Source organism: Streptomyces sp. NPDC107498 (assembly GCF_055582805.1).
On sequence record NZ_JBVJPE010000003.1, the window covers coordinates 243440 to 262103 of the forward strand.

19 protein-coding genes and 1 riboswitch are annotated in these 18664 nt (G+C 72.8%); of the genes, 9 read left to right on the plus strand and 10 right to left on the minus strand.

Translation table 11 applies throughout. The features are described 5' to 3' along the window. Positions 1 to 17 precede the first annotated feature (17 nt). The 3 genes from ACZ66Z_RS06795 (at position 18) to ACZ66Z_RS06805 (ending at position 4235) form a co-directional block, all read left to right on the plus strand. The gene (locus ACZ66Z_RS06795; RefSeq protein ID WP_469933195.1) at positions 18 to 518 is read left to right on the plus strand and encodes a GNAT family N-acetyltransferase; all 501 of its coding nucleotides are present in this window, start codon (positions 18 to 20) and stop codon (positions 516 to 518) included. Between the two features lie 91 nt (positions 519 to 609). Beyond that, a riboswitch (cobalamin riboswitch) is annotated at positions 610 to 686 on the plus strand. A 154-nt stretch (positions 687 to 840) separates the two neighbouring features. Further along, positions 841 to 3219, plus strand: coding sequence for a ribonucleoside-diphosphate reductase subunit alpha (locus ACZ66Z_RS06800; RefSeq protein WP_469932924.1), 2379 nt, complete (start codon positions 841 to 843; stop codon positions 3217 to 3219). Then, the gene (locus ACZ66Z_RS06805) at positions 3219 to 4235 is read left to right on the plus strand and encodes a ribonucleotide-diphosphate reductase subunit beta (protein WP_356905688.1); all 1017 of its coding nucleotides are present in this window, start codon (positions 3219 to 3221) and stop codon (positions 4233 to 4235) included. The genes ACZ66Z_RS06800 and ACZ66Z_RS06805 overlap by 1 nt, the downstream gene beginning before the upstream one ends. A 64-nt stretch (positions 4236 to 4299) precedes the next feature. Here ACZ66Z_RS06805 and def read toward each other — a convergent pair whose 3' ends face one another. The 8 genes from def to ACZ66Z_RS06845 form a co-directional block, all read right to left on the minus strand. Continuing rightward, positions 4300 to 4932: a peptide deformylase gene (gene def / locus ACZ66Z_RS06810; protein WP_469932925.1), complete on the minus strand. Its 633-nt coding sequence runs from the start codon at positions 4930 to 4932 to the stop codon at positions 4300 to 4302. Between the two features lie 60 nt (positions 4933 to 4992). Continuing rightward, the gene (locus ACZ66Z_RS06815) at positions 4993 to 5973 is read right to left on the minus strand and encodes a tetratricopeptide repeat protein (RefSeq protein WP_469932926.1); all 981 of its coding nucleotides are present in this window, start codon (positions 5971 to 5973) and stop codon (positions 4993 to 4995) included. A gap of 79 nt (positions 5974 to 6052) precedes the next feature. Continuing rightward, positions 6053 to 7354: an HD domain-containing protein gene (locus tag ACZ66Z_RS06820; protein WP_469932927.1), complete on the minus strand. Its 1302-nt coding sequence runs from the start codon at positions 7352 to 7354 to the stop codon at positions 6053 to 6055. Beyond that, positions 7351 to 8733, minus strand: a complete 1383-nt coding sequence (locus ACZ66Z_RS06825; RefSeq protein ID WP_469933196.1) for an HD-GYP domain-containing protein — start codon at positions 8731 to 8733, stop codon at positions 7351 to 7353. The genes ACZ66Z_RS06820 and ACZ66Z_RS06825 overlap by 4 nt, the downstream gene beginning before the upstream one ends. 147 nt (positions 8734 to 8880) lie before the next feature. Further along, on the minus strand, positions 8881 to 9198 hold the full coding sequence (gene rsrA / locus ACZ66Z_RS06830; RefSeq protein WP_469932928.1) for a mycothiol system anti-sigma-R factor: 318 nt from the start codon (positions 9196 to 9198) through the stop codon (positions 8881 to 8883). Beyond that, entirely contained in the window at positions 9195 to 9848 is a 654-nt protein-coding gene (locus ACZ66Z_RS06835; RefSeq protein WP_030688710.1) for a sigma-70 family RNA polymerase sigma factor, read from the minus strand. The genes rsrA and ACZ66Z_RS06835 overlap by 4 nt, the downstream gene beginning before the upstream one ends. A 252-nt stretch (positions 9849 to 10100) precedes the next feature. Further along, positions 10101 to 10733: an alpha/beta hydrolase family protein gene (locus tag ACZ66Z_RS06840; RefSeq protein ID WP_469932929.1), complete on the minus strand. Its 633-nt coding sequence runs from the start codon at positions 10731 to 10733 to the stop codon at positions 10101 to 10103. Positions 10734 to 10761: 28 nt separating this feature from the next. Continuing rightward, positions 10762 to 11577 carry an SOS response-associated peptidase gene (locus ACZ66Z_RS06845; protein ID WP_469932930.1) on the minus strand — a complete coding sequence of 272 codons (816 nt, stop codon included), beginning with the start codon at positions 11575 to 11577 and terminating at the stop codon, positions 10762 to 10764. 50 nt (positions 11578 to 11627) lie between these two features. Here ACZ66Z_RS06845 and ACZ66Z_RS06850 point away from each other — a divergent pair, with 50 nt between their 5' ends. The 4 genes from ACZ66Z_RS06850 (at position 11628) to ACZ66Z_RS06865 (ending at position 15099) form a co-directional block, all read left to right on the plus strand. Next, a complete protein-coding gene (locus ACZ66Z_RS06850; RefSeq protein WP_469932931.1) occupies positions 11628 to 12314 on the plus strand; it encodes a M50 family metallopeptidase in 687 nt (228 codons plus the stop codon). A gap of 20 nt (positions 12315 to 12334) precedes the next feature. Continuing rightward, positions 12335 to 13666, plus strand: coding sequence for a 3-phosphoshikimate 1-carboxyvinyltransferase (gene aroA, locus ACZ66Z_RS06855; protein WP_469932932.1), 1332 nt, complete (start codon positions 12335 to 12337; stop codon positions 13664 to 13666). 3 nt (positions 13667 to 13669) lie between these two features. Beyond that, a complete protein-coding gene (rsgA, locus tag ACZ66Z_RS06860; protein ID WP_469932933.1) occupies positions 13670 to 14683 on the plus strand; it encodes a ribosome small subunit-dependent GTPase A in 1014 nt (337 codons plus the stop codon). A 92-nt stretch (positions 14684 to 14775) separates the two neighbouring features. After that, positions 14776 to 15099 (plus strand): DMT family transporter, encoded by a 324-nt coding sequence (locus ACZ66Z_RS06865; protein WP_093874161.1) that lies wholly within the window; start codon positions 14776 to 14778, stop codon positions 15097 to 15099. Here the strand turns inward: ACZ66Z_RS06865 and ACZ66Z_RS06870 are convergent. Further along, positions 14991 to 15626 (minus strand): TetR/AcrR family transcriptional regulator, encoded by a 636-nt coding sequence (locus ACZ66Z_RS06870; protein WP_469932934.1) that lies wholly within the window; start codon positions 15624 to 15626, stop codon positions 14991 to 14993. The genes ACZ66Z_RS06865 and ACZ66Z_RS06870 overlap by 109 nt on opposite strands. Positions 15627 to 15742: 116 nt before the next feature. Between ACZ66Z_RS06870 and hisN the strand changes: the two genes are divergently transcribed. Further along, the gene (hisN, locus tag ACZ66Z_RS06875; protein ID WP_469932935.1) at positions 15743 to 16552 is read left to right on the plus strand and encodes a histidinol-phosphatase; all 810 of its coding nucleotides are present in this window, start codon (positions 15743 to 15745) and stop codon (positions 16550 to 16552) included. A gap of 129 nt (positions 16553 to 16681) precedes the next feature. After that, the gene (locus ACZ66Z_RS06880) at positions 16682 to 17071 is read left to right on the plus strand and encodes a CBS domain-containing protein (protein WP_469932936.1); all 390 of its coding nucleotides are present in this window, start codon (positions 16682 to 16684) and stop codon (positions 17069 to 17071) included. 65 nt (positions 17072 to 17136) lie between these two features. Here ACZ66Z_RS06880 and ACZ66Z_RS06885 read toward each other — a convergent pair whose 3' ends face one another. Then, entirely contained in the window at positions 17137 to 18606 is a 1470-nt protein-coding gene (locus ACZ66Z_RS06885; protein WP_469932937.1) for a catalase, read from the minus strand. Positions 18607 to 18664 lie beyond the last annotated feature (58 nt).

Genomic DNA, 18664 nt, shown 5'->3' on the forward strand with positions numbered 1-18664 from the left:
CGGGGCAGACTTCCTCCATGGACTTCACGATCAGGGCGGTACGGCCCGAGGAGCACGAGGAGCTCGGTGACCTCACCGGGCTGACCTATCTGAACGACGGTCTGCTGCTGCACGGCGAGGACGACTTCTACCTGGACGTGCTCCGCGACACCGCCCGGCGGGCCCGTGAGAGCGAGGTGCTCGTCGCCGCCGACGCGGACGGCGGGATCGTCGGCGGGGTGACCTTCGCCCCCGGCGGCACCGCCTGGGCGGACATCGCCGTCGCCGGCGAGGCCGAGTTCCGGATGCTCGTGGTCGCGCCGGCGACCCGCGGCAGGGGCGTCGGAGAGGCGCTCGTACGCGCCTGCGTGGAGCGGGCGCAGGCCCTCCCCGCATGCGCGCGGCTCGTGCTCTCCACGGACGCCAAGATGGTCTCGGCGCACCGGATCTACGAGCGGATCGGCTTCGTCCGCACCCCCGAACGGGACTGGGAGCCGGTCCCCGGCCATGTGCTGCGGACGTACGCCCTGGAGCTGTGACCCCGGGCCGACACACCAGACCGACACAACATGTGGGGGGTGCCACGAGCGGCGCCCCCCACATGTATGCTCGTCCTCGCTGTCGACGCAGGGGAATCCGGCGCGAATCCGGAACTGTCCCGCAACGGTGTGCTTCGTGCGGTTTCGTACGCGGTGAGTCCGAAGACCTTCCGGCAGCGCGCCCGGTCCGTCCGTTCCGGGTGCCACAGACGTCCGGGTCTCGCGGAGTGGGCCGGTGGACGCGGCGCACCCGCGCGTACGGGGTGCCCGCCTGCCCGCCTCCCCCGCCCGCGCGCCCCGCCGAGCGAGGGAGAGCCCCCACGTGACCATCGCGCCCGCCGATCCGGCTTCGGCCGAGGCTTCCGCGGTCGAGAGCGACGGACCCGGGACCGTGCTCCTGCGGACCCTGACCGACCTCACCGCCGATCTCCCCGACACCGACCCCGGCAAGGTCGCCGCCGCCGCGCTCCGCGGCCGCAGCGCCGCGGCGGACGAGGCGGAACTGCGCGAGCTGGCCACCGAGGCGGCCGCCGGCCTGATCGCCGAGGACCCCGCGTACTCCCGGCTCGCCGCCCGGCTCCTCACCGTCACCATCGCCGACGAGGCCGCCGGCCAGGGCGCCGTCTCCTTCTCGGCCTCCGTCGCCGTCGGTCACCGCGAGGGCCTCATCGCCGACCGCACCGCCGACTTCGTCGCCCTGCACGCCGCGCGGCTCGACGCGACGATCGACGCGGCCGGCGACGACCGCTTCGGCTACTTCGGCCTGCGCACCCTCTACTCGCGCTACCTGCTGCGCCACCCGATCACCCGCAAGGTGATCGAGACCCCGCAGCACTTCATGCTCCGCGTCGCCTGCGGCCTCGCCGAGGACGACGGCGTCCGCGCCCTCGACGAGGTGGCCGCGCTGTACGGACTGATGAGCCGTCTGGACTACCTGCCGTCCTCCCCCACGCTCTTCAACTCCGGCACCCGCCACCCGCAGATGTCCTCCTGCTACCTGCTGGACTCCCCGCAGGACGAGCTGGACTCCATCTACGACCGCTACCACCAGGTCGCGCGCCTCTCGAAGCACGCGGGCGGCATCGGCCTCTCGTACTCCCGCATCCGCGCCCGCGGTTCGCTGATCCGCGGCACCAACGGGCACTCCAACGGCATCGTGCCGTTCCTGAAGACGCTCGACGCCTCCGTCGCCGCCGTGAACCAGGGCGGACGCCGCAAGGGCGCCGCCGCGGTCTACCTGGAGACCTGGCACGCGGACATCGAGGAGTTCCTGGAGCTCCGCGACAACACGGGCGAGGACCAGCGCCGTACGCACAACCTGAACCTGGCGCACTGGATCCCGGACGAGTTCATGCGCCGGGTCAACGCCGACGCCGAGTGGTCGCTGTTCTCCCCGGCGGACGTGCCCGAGCTCGTCGACCTGTACGGCGAGGAGTTCGACGCCGCCTACCGCAAGGCCGAGGCGGCGGGCCTGGCCCGCAGGACGATGCCGGCCCGCGACCTGTACGGCCGGATGATGCGGACCCTGGCCCAGACCGGCAACGGCTGGATGACCTTCAAGGACGCCTCGAACCGTACGGCCAACCAGACGGCCGAGCCCGGCACCGTCGTCCACTCCTCGAACCTCTGCACCGAGATCATCGAGGTCACGAACGACGGCGAGACGGCGGTCTGCAACCTCGGCTCGGTCAACCTCGGCGCCTTCGTGTCGGGTTCGGACATCGACTGGGAGCGCCTCGACGAGACCGTCCGCACGGCCGTCACCTTCCTCGACCGGGTCGTCGACATCAACTTCTACCCGACCGAGCAGGCGGGCCGCTCCAACGCCAGGTGGCGCCCGGTGGGCCTCGGCGCCATGGGCCTCCAGGACGTCTTCTTCCAGCTGAAGCTGCCGTTCGACTCCGCCGAGGCGCGCGCCCTGTCCACCCGGATCGCCGAGCGGATCATGCTCGCCGCGTACGAGGCGTCCGCCGACCTCGCCGAGCGCAACGGCCCGCTCCCCGCCTGGGACGAGACCCGCACCGCCCGGGGCGTCCTGCACCCCGACCACTACGACGTGGAGCTCACCTGGCCGGAGCGCTGGGCGGCACTGCGCGAGCGGATCGCGTCGACCGGCATGCGCAACTCCCTCCTCCTGGCCATCGCGCCGACGGCGACCATCGCCTCGATCGCGGGCGTCTACGAGTGCATCGAGCCGCAGGTCTCCAACCTGTTCAAGCGCGAGACGCTGTCCGGTGAGTTCCTCCAGGTCAACTCGTACCTCGTCGACGAGCTGAAGAAGCTCGGCGTGTGGGACGCGCAGACCCGTGAGGCGCTGCGCGAGTCCAACGGCTCGGTGGCCGGCTTCACCTGGGTCCCCGCCGAGGTGCGCGAGCTGTACCGCACGGCCTGGGAGATCCCGCAGCGCGGCCTCATCGACATGGCGGCGGCGAGGACCCCCTTCCTCGACCAGAGCCAGTCCCTGAACCTGTTCCTGGAGACGCCGACGATCGGCAAGCTGTCGTCGATGTACGCGTACGCCTGGAAGCAGGGCCTGAAGACGACGTACTACCTGCGTTCCCGCCCGGCGACCCGGATCGCCCGCGCGGCCCAGGCCTCGACGACCGCCGCCGCCCCGATCCCCGTCCAGCAGGCGGCCCCCGACGCGGACGCCCTCGCCTGCTCCCTTGAGAACCCCGAGTCCTGCGAGGCCTGCCAGTAATGAGCTCCACCGAGAAGAAGAACCTCCTGGACCCGGGCTTCGAGCTCACGCTCCGCCCCATGCGCTACCCGGACTTCTACGAGCGCTACCGGGACGCCATCAAGAACACCTGGACCGTGGAGGAGGTCGACCTCCACTCGGACGTCGCCGACCTCGCCAAGCTCACCCCCGGTGAGCAGCACATGATCGGCCGGCTCGTCGCGTTCTTCGCGACGGGCGACTCGATCGTGGCGAACAACCTGGTCCTGACGCTGTACAAGCACATCAACTCCCCGGAGGCGCGGCTGTACCTGAGCCGTCAGCTCTTCGAGGAAGCGGTGCACGTCCAGTTCTACCTGACGCTGCTCGACACCTACCTGCCCGACCCGGACGACCGCGCCGCCGCGTTCGACGCCGTCGAGAACATCCCCTCCATCCGCGAGAAGGCGCAGTTCTGCTTCAAGTGGATGGACTCGGTCGAGAAGATCGAGAAGCTGGAGACGGCCGCCGACCGCCGCCGCTTCCTGCTGAACCTGATCTGCTTCGCGGCGTGCATCGAGGGCCTGTTCTTCTACGGCGCCTTCGCGTACGTCTACTGGTTCCGCTCCCGCGGCCTGCTCCACGGCCTGGCGACGGGCACCAACTGGGTGTTCCGCGACGAGACGATGCACATGAACTTCGCCTTCGAGGTCGTGGACACCGTCCGCAAGGAGGAGCCCGAGCTCTTCGACGACGCCCTTCGGCAGCAGGTCACGGACATGCTGAAGGAGGCCGTCGAGGCGGAGCTGCAGTTCGGCCGCGACCTGTGCGGCGACGGCCTGCCGGGCATGAACACCGAGTCGATGCGCGAGTACCTCCAGTGCGTCGCCGACCAGCGCCTCCAGCGCCTCGGCTTCCCGCCGGTGTACGGCTCGGAGAACCCGTTCGCGTTCATGGAGCTCCAGGGCGTCCAGGAGCTGACCAACTTCTTCGAGCGCCGCCCGTCCGCCTACCAGGTGGCGGTCGAGGGCTCGGTGGACCTCGACGAGGACTTCTAGCCGGTACGGCGAAGGGCCCCGCACTCCTCGGAGTGCGGGGCCCTTCGCCGTACGTGCTCGGAGATCAGTCGTTCGGGACCGTCTCGTAGCGCGGGGTGCCCTCGGCCATCTGGCGCAGGGCGTCCTTGCGGTCGCGCTTGGAGAGCTTGTCGATGTACAGGAAGCCGTACAGGTGGTCCGTCTCGTGCTGGAGGCAGCGGGCGAAGTAGCCGGTGCCGCGCACCTTGATCGGGTTGCCCTGGGCGTCCTGGCCGTGGACCTCCGCGTAGTCGGGGCGGGCCAGCTCGGCGTAGGCCGTCGGCACGGACAGGCAGCCCTCGTTGGACTCGTCCAGGACCCGCAGTTCGGCCGGGAGCTCCTGGAGGACCGGGTTGACCACGACACCGGTGTGCCGGACGCCCTCGTCGTCGGGGCAGTCGTAGACGAAGACCTTGAGGTCCACGCCGATCTGGTTCGCGGCCAGGCCCACGCCCTCGGCGGCCTTCTGGCTGGCGAACATGTCGTCGATGAGCTTCGCGAGTTCGTCGTCGAACTCGGTGACGTCCTTGCACTCGCGGTGGAGGACGGGGTTGCCGACGACCGTGATCGGGCGGGCCGTGCCGCGCTCGCGGTAGGCGAGCTCCCGCGCCTCGCAGTCCTCCGTGTCCACGACGAAGCCGTCGTTGATCGTCTGCTCGTCCGTCTCCTGCTGCGCCATGTCCGGCCGCGCCCTTCTGAAAACCCGATTCCGTCGAGGGACAGCCTACGGGGCCCCGGGTCAGCAGACCTCTTCGAGATCGCGCCACTCGCGGCTGTCCGGGCTGTCCGCGACCCAACCGTCGAGGAGGCCCCGCACCAGGCCCGCCGGGGCCGCGATGCCGCACTCCCGCTCGGGCACCCACAACTCGCCGGGCGAGCGGTGGCCGAGCGGGCCCGGGTGGCCCGGCTCGCTGTGGTCGTGCGGGTCGGAGTGCTCGCCCTCGCCCTCGGCGCTCGGCATGGTCGACTCCGAGCAGGCGCGGCAGAGCAGCCGCACGGAGGACGACCAGTCCTCGGCGGCGAAACCGGCCTCGGCGGCGAGGTGCTCCAGGGCGTCCCGGTCGGCCTCGGTGGCCGCCTCCAGGAGCACCACCCAGGTGGGGACGGGCGAGGGCGCCCACAGCTCGATCTCGTCGAAGACGGGGTAGGAGGGGCCGGCGGTGGTGGTCCGCTCGCCGTTGGGCACGCCGTCGTGGAGGACGACCTCGCCCCAGCGGCGGCCGGAGGAGGGCAGCGGGACGGAGAGGACCTCGATCCGGGCCGGGTCGAGCCGGCGGCCCCACACGACCTCCGCCTCGCCCTCGGGCGAGAGCCGGACGGCGGCGCTGCCCAGCTCCATGCCGGCGGGCTCGCCGGTGCCGGCGGCGGCGCCGGGCACCTTGAGGCCGTAGGCCTGCCAGGCCCGGCGGGCCAGCGGCCAGTCCTGGAGCGCGGTGGCGGCGATGCCGACGTTCCACCAGTCGGGGGCGCCGCTCTCCTTGTCGAGCAGCGCGACCGCGCGCAGTCCGGCGGCCCGGGCCTGCTCCCAGTCGTGCCGGAACTTGTGCAGCAGCGCCAGGTTGAACCAGGACTCCGAGAGCCAGGGCTCCAGATCCGCCGCGCGCGTGAGCAGTGCGCCCGCGTCCTCGTACCGGCCGTCGCCGATCAGCGTGAACGCGCGGTCGGTGGCCTGCCGCCACGAGGCGGAGGGCCGATGCCGTACCTTCCCGAAGATCTTCACGATTCCCGCCTGCCGGTCGCTTCACCCTCTTGTTCGCATCCAACCATGCCCGGTCGGACGCGCGCTCATTACCCATGGGTTACCCAGGGACGGCGGAGGTCACCCCAGCGGCTCCGCCCCGTGCCAGGACCCTGGCCAGGCATTCGACGACATCCGGGTGATAGTCGCGGGCGGTGCCGAGTCTGAGCCGTTCCAGGGCCTCGAGCGCGGCGGCCGCTCCCTCGTCCGTTCCGGTGCCCGCGAGGTCGTCGTAGGCGTTCACGGCACGGACGATCCGGGCGGGGAGCGGTTGCTCGCGGTACGGGTCGGCCTGCCGCTCCACGACGACGGCGACGGCCTCGGGGACGCCGGTCCTGCGGACGACCTCGCCGCCCAGGAGGGCGATCCGGCGCTGTTCCTCGGCCGGGAGGAGGGCGGTGGCGCCGCCCGCGACCGGGTCGACGAGGGAGAGCTGGCCGATGTCGTGCATGAGCGCCGCGTGCTCCAGGACGGCCAGTTCGGTTCCGGAGAGGCCGAGCTCGCGTCCGACGGCCGTGCTGAGGGCGGCGACCCGGTGGGCGTGGCCGGGCGGGGTGCAGCCGGCGACCTCGGTGGCGCGGGCGAGGGAGGCGATGGTCTGCCGGTTGACGGTCCGCACGGCCGCGTACCGCCGGTGGGAGACCTGGGTGAGCAGGAGCGGGACGGCGAGCACGGGCAGCGCCCAGAGTCCGGCGGCGGCGACGCCGAGCGCCATGACGGTGCCGGTGGCGCAGACGGCGGAGCCGATGCCGAGGAAGGCGCGGAGTTCGTCGCGCAGGAGGGGACCGTACGGGAATCCGGTGCGGGCGCGGAGCAGGAGGGCGGCGAGCACGGCGTCGCACAGGGCGGTCAGGACGAGCAGGAGGGTCAGGAAGAGGGCGTACGCGGGGCCCCGGCCGAGGTGCTCGGTGACGGCGCCCGTGTTGTAGGGGGGCTGGAAGCAGAGCGCGGCGAAACCGACGGTGAGGACGCGGCGGGCGAGGTGGTCGGGCCCGGGGCCCCGGCCGCGGGCGATGTGCGGGACGATCCCGACGAGGCCCGCGGCGACCACGACGGCGACGGTCTGCGGGACGCCGTGGGTGGTGGCGGTGCCACCGCTGGTTCCGAGCAGGGCGTACGCGAGGGCTCCGGCGGCGGCGAGGGGCGCGGGTTCGCTCCCCCGGGGCTGTTCGGGCGCGGGGCGCGCGTCCGTGCCGGGCGGGGCGTCCCAGCGGGCGAGCTCGCCGAGGGCGACGAGGGTGCCGAAGGCGAGGGCGTTGCCGGGTTCGTCGAGGCCGTGCCAGAGGGTGCTGCCGAAGCCGGCGAGGCCGAGGAGGAGCGCGGCGCCGCGCACGGCGCCGACGGTGAGGGTCCCGGGTCTCACGCGGGCCTCCTGGCGGGGGCGGGGCGGGACGCGCGCGGCGGGGGGAGCGGCTCCGTCCGCGCCGGGCCTCCGGTCGTCTCGTCGGCGGTGACGGCGGGCTGCCAGCCGTGCCGGTCCAGGGCCCGGACGAGGGCGGTGACCATCCGGGGGTCGAACTGGGCGCCGGCGCAGCGCTCCAGTTCGGCGAGGGCGGTGGGCACCGGGCGGGCCCGGCTGTAGGAGCGGGTGGAGGTCATGGCGTCGAAGGCGTCGGCGACGGCGACGACCCGGGCGAACTCGGGGATCTGCTCCCCGTGGAGCCCGTACGGGTAGCCGCTGCCGTCCATGCGTTCGTGGTGGTGGAGGATCGCGGCCCGCGCCTCGCCGAGGAAGCCGATGCCGCGGACCATCTCGTGGCCGTACTCGGGGTGCAGCTCGATGACCCGGCGTTCCTCGGGGGTGAGGGGGCCGTCCTTGGTGAGCACCCGGGTGGGCACGCCGAGTTTGCCCACGTCGTGCAGGATGCCGGCGAAGCGGACGACGTCGAGGCGGTCCTCGGCCATGCCGAGCTCACGGGCGATCAGGACGGAGGCCTGGCCGACGCGTTCGCTGTGGCCCCGGGTGTACCGGTCCTTGATGTCGACGGCCTGGACGAGGGCGCGGATGGTGGCCTGGTGGGCGGCGCGCTCGCGGTGGTACTGGGCGAAGACCCAGTGGGAGATGTGCATGGGGAGGAGCACGAAGAGCGCCGCGACGGGGCCGTACGTGCTGCGCCAGAGGACGGCCATCATCAGCCCGGCGAGGCCGTGGACGGTGTGCGGGGTGAGGGACCGGCCGAGGAGGCCGCGCCAGGCGGTCCGTGGGGGGAGCCCTCGGGCGGTGGCCCGGATGCCGCCGTCGAGGGCGGTGAGGGCCAGGCAGAAGGCGAGGGCGGCGGCGCCCGCGGGCAGCAGCGCGTACGGCAGGTCGGGGGCGTCGGGGCCGCGGCCGAGGGCGGCGGGGCCGCCGAGGGCGGCGGCGGTCCGGGCCGCGGCCCAGACGGCGAGGGCCGCCGCGGCGGCCCGCCAGGCGCGGCGGGGTGCGGCGGGGGGTTCCTCGACGCGGGCGAGGAGGCTGCCAGGGATCGCGGTGAGCGCGGCGGCGGCGGGCGGCAGGAGCAGGGCGGCGGCGAGGAGGACGGGGAGGAAGGAGCCGGTGGCCACGGGGAGGGGGCGACCCAGTGCGCGGCCGACGAACCGACGGCGGGCGGGCAGTTCGCAGAACGCGTACAGGGCGGCGAGGAGCGCGACCGTGTCCCAGGGGACGGGCGCGCCGGGTCGCAGTGCGGGCAGGGTGCACGCCCCCGCGCCGAGCAGGGCGCAGCCGATGTACACGCGGGCCGCTCGCGGAATGACCTTCACGCCCATCACGCCCGTCACGCTAGCGAGTCGGGCGGACGGCGACGGCGCGGTCGCGGTGATTCGCACCATCGGGTGATACAAGCTGATGTATGCGTGAGGCCGCCGCGAGCGGTGCGCGACGGCCTCGGTTCCCGGTACGGAGGGGAGCTACTCCTGCGGGGCCTGCGTCGTCGGGGCGCTCTCCGTGATGTCCTGTTCGGGCACCAGGTGACCGGCGCGGATCAGGTCGATCCGGCCCATGACCTTGGCGCGCAGGTCGGTGGGGACGTCGTCACTGCCGCAGCAGCGCTTGACGAGCTTCTTCACCGCCTGCTCCAGGCCGTACTTCTCCAGGCACGGGGAGCACTCCTCGAAGTGCACCTCGAACTTGGTGCAGTCACTGTCGGGCATCTCGTGGTCGAGGAACTCGTAGAGATGATCCAGGACCTCTGAGCAATCCGTCTCGTGCGGCTCTCCGCAGCTCATGAGCCCGAGCCTTTCAGATCGTTCGACTCTCCGGCGCCCGCGGGTACCAGCCCGCGGTCGCGGGCGTAGTCCTCGAGCATGCCGCGCAGCTGGCGGCGGCCCCGGTGCAGTCGGGACATCACCGTACCGATGGGTGTCCCCATGATGTCCGCGATCTCCTTGTACGCAAAGCCCTCGACGTCGGCGAGATAGACGGCGATGCGGAACTCCTCGGGAATCGCCTGGAGCGCTTCCTTCACGTCGGAGTCGGGAAGGTGGTCGAGCGCCTGCGACTCGGCGGAGCGCAGGCCCGTCGACATGTGCGACTCGGCCCGGGCGAGCTGCCAGTCCTCGATCTCCTCGGCGGCGCTGCGCTGGGGCTCGCGCTGCTTCTTGCGGTACGAGTTGATGAAGGTGTTCGTGAGGATGCGGTACAGCCAGGCCTTGAGGTTCGTGCCCTCGCGGAACTGGTGGAACGATCCGTACGCCTTGGCGTAGGTCTCCTGCACCAGGTCCTCCGCGTCCGCGGGGTTGCGCGTCATGCGCAGCGCGGCGGAGTACATCTGGTCGAGGTAGCCGAGGGCGTCCCGCTCGAAGCGCGCGTTGCGCTCCTCGGTCGTCTCCTCGGGGCCGTCGTCGGTCCCTGTGTCGGTCCCAGTGACCGGACCCACCTCCTCCAGCGCGGCGGCGAGCCCGAGGGCGGACCCGCTCGTTTCGGAGGATAGACGAGGAACCGCTCCGCCCGCCGCCCGAATGGGGGCGGTCCTGGGCGCGGGCAGCACTGTCCAGTCGAGGTCAGCGGCCTGCGCACGCTCCGGGCAGATGGTCGAACCCATGCGACGGACTCCCTCTTCTCGCTCTCACACCGACGCTCTCCACAACAGTGGCCCTCCGTTCCGCATTCCCGGTGCGCGGGGCGCGTGTCAGCGCAGGGCGGTGATCCAGGCGGTGACGCCGTCGACGAGACCGGCGAGGGCCTCGTCCTGGCTCAGCGGCGCGCGCCGGGGGACGGCGAAGGCGTGGTCCCCGTACGGGACCTCCACGAGCTCGTACGGGCCTGCCGGGTACTCCTCGGGCCGTCCGAAGGGGTCCTTGCCGCCCTGGACGACGAGGGTGGGCAGGCCGGTGGAGAGGAGCTCCTCGGCGCGGGACCTCTCGGGCCTGCCGGGCGGGTGGAGCGGGAAGCCCAGGGCGAGGACGGCGAGCGCGCCGAGTTCCCGTCCGGTCCGGCAGGCGACCCGGGCGCCGGCGCTGCGGCCGCCGGCGACGACGGGGAGGCCGGGCTTCGCGAGGGACGGCCAGAGGCCGCGCCAGCCGGTGTCGAGGGTCTTCGGCGCGGGTGCGACCTTCTTCCCGGCGACCCGCCAGGGCTGTTCGACGAGGGCGACGGTCACGCCGTGCGCGGGCAGCGCCCCGGCGAGGGCCTGGAGGTCGCGGGCCTCGACGCCGCCGCCGGCGCCGTGCCCGAGGGCGAGGACGGTCCGGGGCTTCGTCCCGGCGTACCACGTGATGCGGGCCTCACCGGCGTCGGTGGGGACGGTCTCGTACTGTGTCACGTCCCCATCCTGCCGTCCGGCCCGCGCGTCAGAACAGCGTGCCGACCTCCGGTCCGGCCAACTCCTCCAGGAGCTCGGGGCCGTTGTTGCGGACGTTGCTGACGGCGGTCCCGACCGGGTAGGCCCGCATCAGGCCCTCCGGCGGCGGGGCGAGGAGACCGCGCAGCTCCTCGGGGTCGGTGCGGGCCGGGTCGAGCCAGGCGTCCCAGCGGTCCTCGGTCAGCATCAGCGGCATCCGGGGGTGGATGTCGGCGAGCGAGCGCGGGCCCTCGGCCGGGGCGACGCCCAGCGGTCCGGTCTCGGCCTCGGTGGTGATCACCGAGCAGGTCACCCACCACGCGGAGGGGTCGCCGTCGGGCAGGGTGCGGTCCCGCCAGAACTCGTAGAGCCCGGCCATCGCGAAGACGGAGCCGTCCGCCGGGGTCACGAAGTACGGCTGCTTCCGGGGCCGCTTCCTCTTCCCCTCGACCTCCAGGTCGCGCTCGGCGGCCCCGGTCACCCATTCGTAGTAGCCGTCGGCGGGCAGGATGCACCGGCGGGCCTGGAAGGCGCGCTTGAAGGAGGGCTTCTCGTCCACGGTCTCCGCGCGCGCGTTGATCATCCGGGCAGCGCCCTCCGGCGACTTCGCCCAGGAGGGCACGAGTCCCCATCGCAGCGCGCGCAGCTGGCGAACCGGGCGCGGGGATCCGGCGTCCTTCACAGGACGCTCGAGAACGGCCCAGACCTCTTTGGTGGGGGCCACGTTCCAGTCGGGGGCCAGCGTCTCCTCCGGCTCCCACTTCTCGACGCCGAAGAGACCGACGAGGTCCTCGGGCCGCCGACTCGATGCATATCGTCCGCACATACGTGCCACACTGCCACGATTCCGACCACGAGCGAGGAGCAGTCCGCCACATGACCGAGATCCTCGGCACCCAGCCGGCTCCCGACACGTGGATCGCCTACGCCACCGCCGCCTGCGCCCTGTGCCTGGTCGTCCTCCGCCGTCTCTGGCTCCCGGCCCGCAACGCGATCACCATCGCCCACGAGGGCGGTCACGGACTCGTCGCCCTCGCCACCGGCCGCCGCCTGGAGTCGATCCGGCTGCACTCGGACACCAGCGGACTGACCGTGTCCCGGGGCCGCCCGACCGGCCTCGGCGTCGTCCTCACCCTCGCCGCGGGCTATCCGGCGGCCCCGCTGCTCGGCCTCGGGGGCGCCGCCCTGCTCGGCACCCGCCACGTCACCCTGCTGCTCTGGATCGCGACCGCCCTGCTCCTCGCGATGCTGGTGATGGTCCGCAACGCGTACGGGATCCTCACCGTCGTCCTGACGGGCGCCGCCTTCCTCCTCGTCTCCTGGCTGACCGGGCCCGACGTCCAGTCGGCCTTCGCGTACGCGGCGGTCTGGTTCCTGCTGCTCGGCGGTGTCCGCCCGGCCTTCGAGCTCCAGGCGAAGCGGCGCCGCGGCGGCACCCAGGACTCGGACGCGGACCAGCTGTCGCGGCTCACCCAGGTGCCCGCGGGCGTATGGCTGTTCTTCTTCCACACGGTCGCGATATCCGCCCTGATCGGCGGCGGGCGCTGGCTCCTGGGCATCTGACTCCCCCGTACAGTGAGTCCATGACCGCAGCAGCTTCCGCGCACACCGACCCGTCCACCGACCTCTGGCCCGCCCCGTACGCCCGCGGCGCCGTCGACGCGACCGTCACCGTGCCCGGATCGAAGTCGGTCACCAACCGCGCCCTGGTCCTCGCCGCGCTCGCCGCCGAGCCGGGCTGGCTGCGCCGCCCGCTGCGCTCCCGCGACACCCTCCTGATGGCCGAGGCGCTCCGTACCCTCGGCGTGAAGATCGAGGAGGGGGTGGGGCCCGACGGCTCCGGCGAGGCCTGGCGGATCATCCCCTCCCCGCTGCGCGGCCCCGCGACCGTCGACGTCGGCAACGCGGGCACGGTCATGCGCTTCCTGCCCCCGGTCGCGGCCCTCGCCGACGGGCCGGTGCGCTTCGACGGCGACCCCCGCTCCCACGAGCGCCCGCTGCACGGCGTGATCGACGCGCTGCGCGCGCTCGGCGCCCGGATCGACGACGGGGGCCGGGGCGCGCTCCCGATGACCGTGCACGGCGCCGGCGGCCTGGACGGCGGCACCGTCGAGATCGACGCCTCCTCGTCCTCGCAGTTCGTCAGCGCCCTGCTGCTCTCCGCGCCCCGCTTCAACCAGGGCGTCGAGGTGCGGCACGTCGGCACCCGGCTCCCCTCGCTCCCCCACATCCGGATGACGGTCGACATGCTGCGCGCGGTCGGCGCCCGGGTCGACGAGCCGGAGCACGGCGGCGCCCCGAACGTGTGGCGGGTGAGGCCCACCGGGCTGCGGGGCCGGGACCTCGTCGTGGAGCCCGACCTGTCGAACGCACAGCCGTTCCTGGCGGCGGCCCTGGTGACCGGCGGCCGGGTGACGGTCCCCGACTGGCCGGAGCGGACCACCCAGCCGGGCGACGAGCTGCGTCGGATCTTCACCGAGATGGGTGGTTCCTGCGAGCTCACCGACGCGGGCCTGACCTTCACCGGCACGGGCCGGATCCACGGCATCGACGTGGACCTCGGCGAGGTCGGCGAGCTGACCCCCGGCATCGCGGCGGTCGCGGCGCTCGCCGACTCCCCGTCGACCCTGCGCGGGGTGGCCCATCTGCGGCTGCACGAGACGGACCGGCTCGCGGCGCTCACCAAGGAGATCAACGAGCTCGGCGGCGACGTGACGGAGACCGAGGACGGCCTCCACATCCGCCCGCGCCCGCTGCACGGCGGCGTCTTCCACACGTACCACGACCACCGCATGGCGACGGCGGGCGCGATCATCGGCCTGGCGGTCGAGGGCGTGGAGATCGAGGACGTGGCGACGACGGCGAAGACCTTGCCGGACTTCCCGACGATGTGGACCGAAATGCTCGGGGTCTGAACCATGCGGCGTTACGGCAAGCACACCGACGAGGACGACATCCGCCAGCGGCCCAACCGCAAGGGCACCCGTCCCCGCACCAGCATCCGCCCGAAGCACGAGGACGCCGTCGAGGGCATGGTCCTCACCGTCGACCGGGGGCGGCTCACCTGTCTGGTGGACGACCGGAGCGTGACGGCGATGAAGGCGCGCGAGCTGGGCCGCAAGGCCGCCGTCGTCGGCGACCGCGTCTCCCTGGTCGGCGACCTCTCCGGCGAGAGGGACACGCTGGCCCGGATCGTGCGGATCGGCGAGCGCAGCTCGGTGCTCCGGCGCACGGCCGACGACGACGACCCGTACGAGCGGGTGGTCGTCGCCAACGCCGACCAGCTGGCGATCGTCACCGCGCTCGCCGACCCGGAGCCGCGCCCCCGGCTGATCGACCGCTGTCTGGTGGCGGCGTACGACGGCGGGCTCTCCCCGCTGCTCGTCCTGACCAAGTCGGACCTGGCGCCGCCGGACGCGCTCCTGGAGATGTACGGCGCGCTGGGCGTGCCCCATGTGGTGACGACCCGCGAGGAGTTCGTCGACGGGGTCGCGGCCGAGCGGGTCCACGAGCACCTGAAGGGCCGCACCACCGCCTTCGTCGGTCACTCCGGCGTCGGCAAGACGACCCTGGTGAACGCGCTGGTCCCGCCGGACCGGCGGCGCACCACGGGCGTGGTCAACGCGGTCACGGGCCGCGGTCGGCACACCACCACCTCGGCGCTCGCGCTGCCGCTGAACGACAAGGAGGGCGGCTGGGTCATCGACACCCCGGGCGTGCGCTCCTTCGGTCTGCACCACGTCGACCCGTCCCGGGTGATCCTCGCCTTCCCCGATCTCGTGCCGGGCACGGAGAACTGCCCGCGCGCGTGCAGCCACGACGAGCAGGACTGCGGGCTCGACGCGTACGTGGCGGAGGGGAACGCCGATCCGGCGCGGCTGGTCTCGCTGCGGCGGCTGCTCGCGACCAGGGAGCGACGCGAGGGCGACTGAGCCCCCGGCGTTCACTCCCGGTCGCTGCCGGTAAGTGCATAATCGCACCAAGTGCGACGAAGCAGTCACCGACGGCGTGGGAGGCACTGACGATGGCGTGGCTGCTGGTGGTGATCGCGGGAGTCCTGGAGACGGGCTTCGCGGTCTGCCTGAAGCTCTCGCACGGGTTCACCCGGCTGTGGCCGACGATCGCCTTCGCCTCCTTCGCCCTGGGCAGCTTCGGCCTCCTCACCCTGGCGCTGCGCAAGCTCGACGTGGGTCCGGCGTACGCGGTGTGGACGGGGATCGGCGCGGCCGGGACGGCGATCTACGGGATGGTCTTCCTCGGCGACGTGGTCTCCACGCTCAAGATCGTCTCGATCACCCTGGTCATCGCGGGGGTCATCGGGCTCCAGCTCTCCGGGTCCGCGCACTGAGGGGTCACCGGCAGGGCCGGTGCGACGACGTGGCTGAGGGCGATCCGTACGACGAGTTCGCAGCCGGCCGCCCACCGCTCCCCCGCGCAGGCCGCGGTCTGCGCCACGAGTTCGCCGGGCGCGGGCGGTCCGGCGTCGGCGCGCCGCTGGGCGGGGACGGGGGCGGGCCGGGTGCCGGGCCGGGCCGGCCGGGGCTGGGGCAGCCGCTCGTTCCAGGCGCCGGTGAGCAGGGCGCGGAGTACCGGGCGGACGGCGGCGCGGGCGACGATCCACTCGGCGACGGCGACGAGGTTCCGTTCGGGCGGGGCGGGGGCGGCGAGCAGGTGCCGGACGCCCTGGAGGTAGGAGTCGGCCTCCCTGCGCACGAGGGCGCGCGCGAGCCCCTCCTTGCTGCCGAACTCGTTGTAGAGGGTCTGCCGGGAGACCCGGGCGGCGGCGGCGAGGTCGGCCATCCGCACGGCGGACCAGGGGCGGTGCGCGAGCGCGGCGAGCGCGGCGTCGAGCAGGGCCTCGCGGGCGTTCGCCATCCTCACCTCCGGACGGAACGGTTCTCCGCCCAGCGTCGGCAGGCGGCCACCCTCTGTCAAGGGGCCGCGGCGGACGGTTCGCCGCGGGTCCGCGCGTCGGGGATAGAGTGCCGACCATGGCCGATTACCACGATGATCTGCGTCTCGCCCACGTCCTCGCGGATGCCGCCGACGCGACCACCATGGACCGCTTCCAGGCGCTCGACCTCCAGGTCGAGACGAAACCGGACATGACCCCGGTGAGCGAGGCCGACAAGGCGGCGGAGGAGCTGATCCGCGGACAGCTCCAGCGCGCCAGGCCGCGCGACGCCGTCCTGGGCGAGGAGTACGGCGTGGAGGGCTCGGGTCCGCGCCGCTGGGTGATCGACCCGATCGACGGCACCAAGAACTACGTGCGCGGGGTGCCGGTCTGGGCGACGCTGATCGCACTGATGGAGGCCGGGGAGACCGGTTTCCAGCCGGTGGTGGGCGTGGTGTCCGCCCCGGCGCTCGGCCGGCGGTGGTGGGCGGCGAAGGGGCTCGGCGCGTACACGGGCCGCAGCCTGTCCTCGGCGACCCGGCTGGGCGTCTCGAAGGTCTCGTCCCTGTCGGACGCCTCCTTCGCGTACTCCTCGCTGAGCGGCTGGGAGGAGCAGGGCAGGCTCGACGGCTTCCTCGACCTCACGCGCGCGTGCTGGCGGACCCGGGCGTACGGCGACTTCTGGCCGTACATGATGGTCGCGGAGGGTTCGGTGGACATCTGCGCCGAGCCGGAGCTGTCGCTGTGGGACATGGCCGCGGTCGCGATCGTGGTCCAGGAGGCCGGTGGCACGTACACGGGCCTGGACGGTCGGCACGGCCCGCACAGCGGGAACGCGGCGGCGTCGAACGGTCTGCTCCACGGCGAGCTGCTGAGCTATCTGAACCAGGAGGGCGAGCGCTCCTGAGGCGCCCCGGAGGAGCTTCGCGCGCCCCCTTGTCGACCCCGCGCCCCGGTGCCACTCTGAGAGTCCCCCCGCTTGTGAACTTGTGAATCCCTTCTCGTTGAAGGGTTCACCAAGGAGGTGGCTCCGTCCATGCTCGTCCGTGACGCCATGAGCACCGTGGTCCTCACCATCGGCCCCGCCCACACCCTCCGACAGTCCGCCCGGCTGATGTCGGCCCGCCGCGTCGGCGCGGCGATCGTCCTCGACACCGACGCCGGCGGGCTCGGCATCCTCACCGAGCGCGACGTCCTCAACTCCCTGGCGCGGGACCAGGACCCCGACCGGGAGACCGCCGGCTCCCACACCACCCGGGACGTGGTCTTCGCCGCGCCCACCTGGACCCTGGCGGAGGCGGCCGAGGCCATGACGCGCGGCGGCTTCCGCCACCTCGTCGTCCTCGACGACCGGGGCCCCGTCGGCATCGTCTCCGTGCGCGACATCATCCGCTGCTGGATCCCGGTGCACAGCATCGCCGGCTGAGCGTGCGGGGGCGGGCCGGACCTCCGTACGGACGTCCGACCCGCCCCCCTCGACGGCAAGCGCCCTCAGCCGCGCAGGGCCTGGACCGCGGCCTCCAGCCGCTTGCCGAAGTCACCGTCCGCCTTGCGGAAGTTGTCGATCGCCCGCTCGGCGATGTCGTCGCGCGAGACCTTGGCGATGAAGGCGGCCAGGTTCCCGACGAGACGGCCCTTCTCGTCCTCCGACATCAGGCGGTAGAGGTCGCCCGCCTGCACGAAGTCGTCGTCCTCGGCGTGCGAGGGGGCGGCGTGGTCGCCGGTCGCGCCGGTGACCGGGGAGCCGACCCAGAGCGGCCGGTCCGTCTGGTGCGGGCCGCCGAAGCTGTTCGGCTCGTAGTTCTTCGCGCCCTTGTGGCGGCCGTCGTAGAGGAAGCCGTCCCGCGAGTGGGTGCGCGCCTCGGTGGCGTGCGGGCGGTTCACCGGCAGGTGGTCGGCGTTGATGCCGACGCGGTAGCGGTGGGCGTCGCCGTAGGCGAAGAGGCGGCCCTGGAGCATCTTGTCCGGGGAGGGGCCGATGCCGGGCACGAAGTGCGCGGGGCTGAAGACGGACTGCTCGACCTCGGCGAAGATGTTCTCCGGGTTGCGGTTCAGCTCCAGCCTGCCGATCTCGATCGGCGGGTAGTCGGCGTGCGGCCACACCTTGGTGAGGTCGAACGGGTTGAACCGGTAGGTCGCCGCCTCGGCCGCGGGCATGATCTGGACCTGCACGGTCCAGGTGGGGAAGTCGCCGCGCTCGATGGCCTCGCGCAGGTCGCGCTGGTGCGAGTCCGGGTCCTCGCCCGCGAGGCGGTTGGCCTCCCCCTGGGTAAGGTTCTCGATGCCCTGGTCGGTCTTGAAGTGGTACTTGACCCAGAAGACCTCGCCGGCCTCGTTGTTCCACTGGAACGTGTGCGAGCCGAAGCCGTCCATGTGGCGGTACGAGGCGGGGATGCCGCGGTCGCCGAAGAGCCAGGTGACCTGGTGGGTCGACTCCGGGGAGAGGCCCCAGAAGTCCCAGACGTTGTCCGCCTCCTGCGAGCCGGTGTACGGGTCGCGCTTCTGGGTGTGGATGAAGTCGGGGAACTTGATGGCGTCCCGGATGAAGAACACCGGGGTGTTGTTGCCGACGAGGTCGTAGTTGCCCTCCTCGGTGTAGAACTTCAGCGCCCAGCCCCGGGGGTCGCGCACCGCGTCCGCCGCGCCGAGGTTGCCCGCGACGGTGGAGAAGCGCAGGAAGGTCTCGGTCTCCTTGCCGACCTCGGAGAGGAACGCGGCGCGCGTCCACCGCGTGACGTCACGGGTCACCGTGAAGGTGCCGTAGGCGCCCGCACCGCGCGCGTGGACCACGCGCTCCGGGATGCGCTCGCGGTTGAAGCGGGCGAGCTTCTCCAGGAGGAGCTGGTCCTGGACGAGGACCGGACCGCCGACGCCCGCGGTCTCGCTGTTCTGGTTGTCCGCGACCGGAGCCCCGGCCTCCGTGGTGAGCGGTCCCTGCGTCACGTGCGCCTCCTGCGTCATCCCTGCGGATCCTGTCCCTCGACCCGGCCCCTGAACGAGACCCTGGCCAATCTCGATG

What these genes read in the sequence shown, in the direction of transcription:
- ACZ66Z_RS06795 (WP_469933195.1), top strand. Translation starts at nt 18, where the DNA reads ATGGACTTCACGATCAGGGCGGTACGGCCCGAGGAGCACGAGGAGCTC.
- ACZ66Z_RS06805 (WP_356905688.1), top strand. Translation starts at nt 3,219, where the DNA reads ATGAGCTCCACCGAGAAGAAGAACCTCCTGGACCCGGGCTTCGAGCTC.
- def (WP_469932925.1), bottom strand. Translation starts at nt 4,932, where the DNA reads ATGGCGCAGCAGGAGACGGACGAGCAGACGATCAACGACGGCTTCGTC.
- rsrA (WP_469932928.1), bottom strand. Translation starts at nt 9,198, where the DNA reads ATGAGCTGCGGAGAGCCGCACGAGACGGATTGCTCAGAGGTCCTGGAT.
- ACZ66Z_RS06845 (WP_469932930.1), bottom strand. Translation starts at nt 11,577, where the DNA reads ATGTGCGGACGATATGCATCGAGTCGGCGGCCCGAGGACCTCGTCGGT.
- ACZ66Z_RS06850 (WP_469932931.1), top strand. Translation starts at nt 11,628, where the DNA reads ATGACCGAGATCCTCGGCACCCAGCCGGCTCCCGACACGTGGATCGCC.
- aroA (WP_469932932.1), top strand. Translation starts at nt 12,335, where the DNA reads ATGACCGCAGCAGCTTCCGCGCACACCGACCCGTCCACCGACCTCTGG.
- rsgA (WP_469932933.1), top strand. Translation starts at nt 13,670, where the DNA reads ATGCGGCGTTACGGCAAGCACACCGACGAGGACGACATCCGCCAGCGG.
- ACZ66Z_RS06865 (WP_093874161.1), top strand. Translation starts at nt 14,776, where the DNA reads ATGGCGTGGCTGCTGGTGGTGATCGCGGGAGTCCTGGAGACGGGCTTC.
- ACZ66Z_RS06870 (WP_469932934.1), bottom strand. Translation starts at nt 15,626, where the DNA reads ATGGCGAACGCCCGCGAGGCCCTGCTCGACGCCGCGCTCGCCGCGCTC.
- hisN (WP_469932935.1), top strand. Translation starts at nt 15,743, where the DNA reads ATGGCCGATTACCACGATGATCTGCGTCTCGCCCACGTCCTCGCGGAT.
- ACZ66Z_RS06880 (WP_469932936.1), top strand. Translation starts at nt 16,682, where the DNA reads ATGCTCGTCCGTGACGCCATGAGCACCGTGGTCCTCACCATCGGCCCC.
- ACZ66Z_RS06885 (WP_469932937.1), bottom strand. Translation starts at nt 18,606, where the DNA reads ATGACGCAGGAGGCGCACGTGACGCAGGGACCGCTCACCACGGAGGCC.